Raw genomic sequence first — 7589 nt, 5'->3', positions numbered from 1 at the left:
GATGATAGTTGGTAGATGATGGATGAGAGATGGCAGAGGGGATTTGGGATTTTGGAATTTAAAGATTTGAGGGTTGAGGTTTGGAGTGAAGGGGTTTAGGAATGCTGCGGTAATTAAATACCAGAGGGGGAGAATAGAAATGCCTTTGATATGGTATAGCTATTCAGTAGATACGGAGCTAAAGGGCTGTTGGAGGGCATAAGCAGGGAACAGGCCCGGAGTTGCAGAGGAGTTCCCAGGCAGTCACACCGCGGTAAGGTCGCTATAGATAAGAGGTTCAAGAGTGAATAGTAGAAAATGTTATTTAGTTAAACACCTTCTCTATTATTTTATTATATACTACAACAGGTGAGATAGAATGCATACAAGCTAAGTCTTCGCGGAAGCATGGCTTGTTTCCAAATACAGAGCAGGGGCGACAATAGAGATCGACTTGCACTGCATCGTTTGGAGACTGCCCCCAACCATAGAATCCGGCAAAGGGATGTGTTGCGCCCCAAATTGAAACTACAGGAACACCAGATAAAGATGCAAGGTGCATGTTGGCAGAGTCCATACTTACCATAACATCCAATTGGGCAATCAATTTCAATTCTTCTTTAAAGCTCATTTTGCCAGCAACAGATTCAATACCAGGCATTTCACGCTCCCACTCCTTCAAAAGGACGACTTCTGACTTTCCTCCACCAAATAGTAAAACTTTTACATTTTGGTGTTGGAGCAAAAGACGCAATACCTCTTTCATTTTTTCATGTGGGTACATTTTTTCTGCGTGTTGAGCGAATGGAGCAACGCCTATCAAAAAAGATCGATGTGGGTTAAGAGCTAATGAACTTTGATGTTCTGGCGTTAGCTGCTGACTTTGATTGGAAGAATCATTTGAATCAGGATCGATCAAATGCGGTTGAACTCGATATGGAGATTCCTGATTAAGTTGCACCGGTAAATTTAGGCCAGCAAATACATCTGCATAACGTTGTATTGTAGACTTTAGAGGTTTCAGGATTTTATTTTCTTTCCTGGTTAATTCCTTCTTTTCCTTCCGGCCTTTATCAATTACAGCTACAGGTTTGAAGGAAATACCAAAAAATAAGCGCAGGATTTTGGTCCGTAATACATTGTGCAGGTCCGCAATCGCATCGAAGTTATAAGTCCGGCTTAGCTCCCGATATAAATTGAACAAGCCTTTCACACCTTTGTGGCGTCCTTTTAAATCTGCAGCATGGAAATGAAGTCGCTCAATGCCTGCGAAGAGTGGCGCAACAAAAGCATTGGACACATATGTAATGTGCAGGTCGGGATACTGCTGCAAAAGAGATTTCACCACAGGCACTGTCATGGCAACATCGCCCAGAGCAGAAAAACGAAAGACCAGTAAATGCTGCGGACTCTTCAACACTGTTTACAATTTTGCAGGTATTGGATTAAAACTTTTGTACCCTAAGGCTATTTGCTTTTTTGCTGATACAAAACCGGATTTAAGGATTCATCATTGTACATCTTCATTTGCCTGTAGACTTTCATGTATTTGATACCCCTGGCAATGTCTTCAAGCAGTTGATCGATAGCTATAGATAGGTCTTCTCTTTGAGCTAAAAGGATTTCCAACTTTTGCTGGCAAGCTTTTTTGTGGACTTCGGTTGCATCGGGCCGGTTTGCCTCTATCTCCATATGGTAAATCTTCAGCGCCAAGATGGAAAGCCTGTCGATGGCCCAAGCCGGGCTTTCTGTATTGATAGACGCTTCAGTTTCAGGAACAACCTCTTTGAACTTTTGCAGAAACCAACTATCGATGTATTCCACGACATCGGTACGCTCCTGGTTGGAACGGTCAATACGTCTTTTGATTTGTAAGGCATCCTGGGCATCAATCTGAGGATCGCGGATAATATCTTCCAAATGCCACTGAACAGTGTCAATCCAATTTTTCAAATACAAAAGGTGTTCTAAAGAATCAGCAGGATATGGATTTTGGATAGGAGTATCCACATGATCATGCTTATGATAATTTTCGATGCTTAGCTGAAAGATATAATTAAAATTCTGGCTGGTCATTTAATTGAGTTTAATAGTAAATCCCGAAGTCCAAAAGTAAAGGACGCGCGGAATGTCGTCAATTTATGATCGAAAAGGTTCGTTGCCGGGCACCCTTTTCGTCTTAGGGCGCAAATATAGAGTTATACAGGAATATAGCTTAGAAGTGTGAGTTTGAGATCATGGAACGTTGGAAAACTCGCCCTCCACAAAGTTCAGATCCTTACCGAAGGTTTCGTCTGAATTTATTGCGGCAACAATGGCTATGACCATGACGATAATGCCGGTGATCAGTCCGGCGGTAGCATATTCCATGTGGTTGCGGAGCCATTTGAAGAAAAATATAATTAGAGGCAATGACCCGCGTACTACATTAGGAACCGTAGTTGCAGCAGTAGCACGCAAGTTGGTACCAAACTGCTCGGCAGCCATTGTTACAAAGATGGCCCAGAAGCCGGTGGCAAAACCCAGACCAGCACAAATGATGTACATCTGCAATGCACTTCCACCCTTTTGCGAGAAGAAAAGGGCGACGAATAAAGCTGTCAATGTATAAAATATATACAGCGCCTTTTTTCGGCTTTTCAGCCAATTGCTTACAAAACCAATGAACACATCACCGATGCTTATCCCTACGTAAGCAAACATGATTGCTTTACCAGGATTGATGCTTTCGTCGATACCAAACTGTTTACCAAACTGGTCGGAGAAGGTTACCAATACACCGATGACATACCAGGTTGGCAGCCCTAACAGTATACTGCGCATGTATTTCCTGAATCGATGACTATTATTAAAAAACATGAAGAAATTGCCACGTGAGACATTCAGCTTTTTGGTTTCGTGGAACATAGAAGACTCAAAAACGGAAACGCGCAATATCAATAAAAGCATGCCAAGTCCGCCACCAATAAAATAGCAGATGTGCCAGTCGAAAGTCTTGGAAACAAAATAGGCCACTACGGCTCCTGTTAAGCCAATACCAGCAACCATTGACGTACCAATTCCCCTTTTCTCTTTAGAAAGAAGTTCAGACACAAGGGTAATACCGGCGCCCAATTCACCAGCCAGACCAATACCAGCAATAAATCGAACGATACCATATTGGGTGGTGTTCACCACCATTCCGTTGGCAATATTTGCCAGTGAATATAAAATAATGGAGCCGAAAAGCACACTCAGGCGCCCTTTCTTATCGCCCATGATTCCCCAAATGATACCACCAATCAACAGCCCAATCATCTGAACTGAAATGATATCTTCTCCCACGGTTGTAATCTGATCGGGCGTTAGTCCCAAATCGGCAAGACTTTGCTTACGAACAATTCCAAACAGTAATAAGTCATAGATATCTACAAAGTAACCTAAAGCCCCGACAATGACGGGAATGGAAAACACTCCATGATTTTTGGGATTCATCTGTCTTTTATTGTGCGGGTGAAAATATACAAAGTTTGATTACCCACTCATTTCTTATTGATTTAAAAAAATCAATTATTACCTTCTTTATTTCGATGGGGACCAGGCTTTAGAAACAAAAATATCCAAGACTACTTTTTAATTTCCTGTTCCTGTGAAGGCTTGCCAAGAGGCTTTTTTGAAAAAAACAACTTGTATAATACGGGTAAAGTAGTAATTAAAATAATTACAATGGCAATTGCTTCTATATGATCTTTCAGGCTGTAATTGAATTTTTCCTTAACCATTTCTTCCAGATAATATCCACCCAGCATCATGCTCACAACCCAGGCAATACTACCGAAGATATTGTATATGATAAAAGTTGGGCGATCCATTTTTACAATACCAGCTACGATAGGTGCAAAAGTGCGGATGATAGGCAGAAACTTAGCCACGAAGATGGTACCCTTACCATAATGGTCGTAAAAATCTTTTGCGCGTAGCAGGTGTTTACGACGGAATAGCCATGTTTCTTTACGTTCGAACAGCAATGGTCCGGCTTTATATCCAAACCAGTAACCAACCATATTTCCAAGAACAGAGGCTATAATCACCAAAAGAATAACAATAGCAATGGGGGCATTAAAAAATTCCCGAGACAATTCATTCAGGTAAATACCAGCAGCGAAAAGGAGGGAATCGCCAGGCAAAAAGAAGCCAATGAATAAACCGGTTTCAGCAAAAACCACGAACAGCATGAAGTACAAGCCGCCGTTTAAAATGATCCAGTCGATAAATTGTTGTACAAGTCCTTTATCCATATAACCCCCATCCCTTTCGGGAAGTTTTATGCCTTTGCAGGCTGTTTAATTAAAGTAAGCTGAATGTCAGGCTTTTGCTACATCCGACTGGTTAGCCGGGGTTGTAATTTAAGCAGCAGGCGCAAACATCAACCAAATAATCTTAACAAGTTATTAAAATTGAACGCCATTGGAATTACGAATGGAGCAATAAAAGAGGTCCATTCACTCATTGATCAGTTAGTCTTAAGATTTAACGCTTTCTACCATATGATGTTCACCGTGTACCAATTCGCCTTCCCATTTACTTACTACGCTGGTTGCCAAGGCATTACCAATGACGTTGGTTGCAGTCCGGAACATATCGCAAAAGTGGTCGATTGGTAGAATGAGCGCAACCCCTTCTGGTGGAATATTAAACATTGAACAGGTAGCGAGCACCACTACTAAGGAAGCGCGGGGCACGCCTGCTATACCTTTACTGGTGAGCATCAGTACCAACAACATGGTCAATTGCGTGCCTAACGGCAAATGAACGCCATAGGCCTGGGCGATGGAAAGGCTTGCAAAAGTCATGTACATCATACTTCCATCCAGGTTAAAAGAATAACCAAGAGGCAATACAAATGCCACAATCTTATCGCGGCAGCCAAATCTTTCCAGTTCTTCGGTTAGTTTTGGAAATACAGCTTCACTACTGGTTGTGCTAAAAGCAATCAGCAGCGGACCACTAATCCGTCTTAAAAGTGTTACAGTGCGGCCTTTAAATATCAGAAAGCCGACACCCAGTAACAATGTCCACAAAAGCAGGATACCCAAAATGAAGTAGGCAAAATACATAAGGTAGAACTGAAAAATGCTCAAACCTTTGGTAGCAACAACTGCTGCGATTGCTCCGAAAACCCCCAAAGGAGCAAAGTTCATCACATAGCCTACCATTTTAAGGATAATGTGAGAGGCCACTTCCAATGCTTTAATCAATGGCTTGGCATAATCGCCAATGGCTGCAGCGGCAACGCCAAAAAAAATGGAAAAGACCACCAACTGCAGGATTTCGTTCGTAGCCATGGCCTCAATAAAGCTCCGGGGAATAATATGTTCGACAAATTTATCCAGGGAGAAGCTTTGTTGTTTGGTGATGAGATCCTTAAGACCTTCGGTATCAGCCTGAGAAAGGTTGATATTATGACCAGGCTGGAAGTAATTCACCAACATCATACCCACCAAAAGTGAGACCAAAGAAGCTGTAATAAACCATAGAATGGCTTTGCCTCCTACCCTTCCTACGGTTTTCAAATCTCCAAGTTTGGCTATGCCTACAACGAGGGTAGAAAAAACCAGGGGAGCAATAATCATTTGCACCAGTCGTATAAAGACAGTGCTGAGGAGTTTTACGTTTTTGGAAAAACCACTTATAAATTCTGCGGAGGAAGCTTCGTGTATCCAGTAGCCAATACCGATACCCAAAACCATTGAAAGTATAATAAAGAAAGTAAGCCTATTTGCCTTTCCCATAAATGCAGTATCAATTAAAAAGAAGGGCCGAAAGTCGGAAAAAATACTCATCAACAAAAGTTTTTAACATAATAGGATTGGGACAATTTTTTAAGCCTTTCATGGAAAAGAAAAAGTTGTTTCTCAAATTATCCTTATTTTACCCGCTTAAATAGAACTAATTACTATGAGTTTATTCGTAAGGAAACCTCTTGCGGGACTGCTGACTGAGGCTCACGAAACAGGTGGCCATACCCTTAAAAAGACATTAGGGTGGGGAGGATTGATTGCTTTAGGTATCGGAGCCATCATTGGTGCCGGACTTTTTTCCATTACAGGTGGTGCAGCCGCTAACCAGGCCGGGCCTGCCATTACTATTTCTTTTATTGTAGCTGCTTTTGGTTGTGCCTTTGCCGGTCTTTGTTATGCAGAATTTGCATCCATGATCCCGGTAGCAGGTAGCGCTTATACTTATTCATATGCAACCATGGGTGAATTCATAGCCTGGATCATTGGTTGGGATCTTGTATTAGAATATGCAGTAGGTGCTGCCACAGTGAGTATCAGTTGGAGCCGATACCTGGTAAAATTTCTTGAAGGCTTTGATGTGCACCTGCCTGCAAGTATAGTCACGGGACCTTGGGATGGAGGATTGATCAACCTTCCAGCAGTTTTCATTGTTGTGCTCATGAGCCTTTTGCTGATCAAGGGAACCCAGGAAAGCGCCTTTGTCAATGGAATTATCGTGACGCTTAAAGTTGCAGTTGTATTGATTTTCATTTTCCTTGGATGGAAATACATCAACAATACCAATTACACTCCTTATATACCGGAAAATACCGGAACGTTTGGTCAATATGGATTTAGTGGAATCATCCGTGCTGCAGCCATTGTATTTTTTGCATACATAGGTTTTGATGCAGTAAGTACAGCTGCACAGGAAGCTAAAAATCCCCGGAAGGATATGCCAATAGGTATCCTGGGATCACTGGCTATTTGTACTGTATTATATATACTGTTTGCTCATGTAATGACAGGTGTTACCAGCTACACTACCTTTAAAGGTCAGGATGGAATAGCCCCTGTTGCTGTTGCTATTGAGCATATGGGTACAAAAGATGCATCCGGAGTTATCCACCCCGACTATCCCTGGCTGAACCGAGCTATTATTGTTGCGATTTTAGCAGGTTATGCGTCTGTTATCCTGGTAATGCTTATGGGACAAAGCCGTGTATTTTTCAGTATGAGTAAAGATGGTTTGCTGCCACGCATTTTCTCGGATGTGCATCCAAAATTCAGAACGCCATCAAGAAGCAACTTGGTATTTATGCTTTTTGTAAGCCTGTTTGCAGCATTTGTGCCGGCAAGAGTTGTAGGAGAAATGACCAGCATCGGAACCTTGTTTGCATTCATCCTGGTTTGTCTTGGCGTTATTGTTTTACGCCGCAATATGCCGGATGCACCACGCGCTTTTAAAACGCCATTAGTTCCGTTCGTTCCAATACTAGGCGTGTTTACCTGCCTGTTCATGATGGTATTCCTGCCGCTGGATACCTGGATCCGGCTGATTGTATGGATGATGATCGGCTTTGATGTTTACATGTGGTATGGCATAAAGAACAGCTATTTATCCAGCAAACTGCCTGGCACCATTCCGCAAGGGAATAAAGTAATCGGCTGGAGTGGATTGGCCCTGTCTCTACTACTGGCTATTGTTGCCTTTATTCACCACGGAATGACAGAAGTTAATAATCCTGATACAGGGCTGTTTTACTTCTCCCTGATATTTGCCGCGATTCATGCTGTAATTTTTGGCAGCAGGCTGGCGAAGAAATAAAAAAGTTACTATTTTTTAAAGAA

6 protein-coding genes are annotated in these 7589 nt (G+C 42.1%); 1 reads left to right on the top strand and 5 read right to left on the bottom strand.

Annotation, left to right across the window (positions count from 1 at the left end):
- Positions 1 to 304 precede the first annotated feature (304 nt).
- The 5 genes from OCK74_RS18490 to OCK74_RS18470 form a co-directional block, all read right to left on the bottom strand.
- Positions 305 to 1399, bottom strand: coding sequence for a glycosyltransferase family 9 protein (locus OCK74_RS18490; protein ID WP_279298557.1), 1095 nt, complete (start codon positions 1397 to 1399; stop codon positions 305 to 307).
- A gap of 47 nt (positions 1400 to 1446) precedes the next feature.
- Positions 1447 to 2055, bottom strand: coding sequence for a DUF4254 domain-containing protein (locus tag OCK74_RS18485; RefSeq protein ID WP_279298556.1), 609 nt, complete (start codon positions 2053 to 2055; stop codon positions 1447 to 1449).
- 159 nt (positions 2056 to 2214) lie between these two features.
- Positions 2215 to 3453: an MFS transporter gene (locus tag OCK74_RS18480; RefSeq protein WP_279298555.1), complete on the bottom strand. Its 1239-nt coding sequence runs from the start codon at positions 3451 to 3453 to the stop codon at positions 2215 to 2217.
- A gap of 131 nt (positions 3454 to 3584) precedes the next feature.
- Positions 3585 to 4256, bottom strand: coding sequence for a DedA family protein (locus tag OCK74_RS18475; protein WP_279298554.1), 672 nt, complete (start codon positions 4254 to 4256; stop codon positions 3585 to 3587).
- A gap of 225 nt (positions 4257 to 4481) precedes the next feature.
- Positions 4482 to 5801, bottom strand: a complete 1320-nt coding sequence (locus OCK74_RS18470) for a dicarboxylate/amino acid:cation symporter (RefSeq protein WP_279298553.1) — start codon at positions 5799 to 5801, stop codon at positions 4482 to 4484.
- Between the two features lie 115 nt (positions 5802 to 5916).
- On the opposite strand from OCK74_RS18470, the gene OCK74_RS18465 reads away from it, so the two are divergent.
- Positions 5917 to 7566, top strand: coding sequence for an amino acid permease (locus OCK74_RS18465; RefSeq protein WP_279298552.1), 1650 nt, complete (start codon positions 5917 to 5919; stop codon positions 7564 to 7566).
- Positions 7567 to 7589: the final 23 nt, after the last annotated feature.

It is taken from the genome of Paraflavisolibacter caeni, assembly GCF_025628885.1.
In the GTDB taxonomy this organism is placed as follows: Bacteria; Bacteroidota; Bacteroidia; order Chitinophagales; family Chitinophagaceae; genus Flavisolibacter; species Flavisolibacter caeni.
The sequence above is the reverse complement of the archived record's forward strand: the minus strand, read 5'-3'. Positions and strand labels throughout refer to the sequence as shown.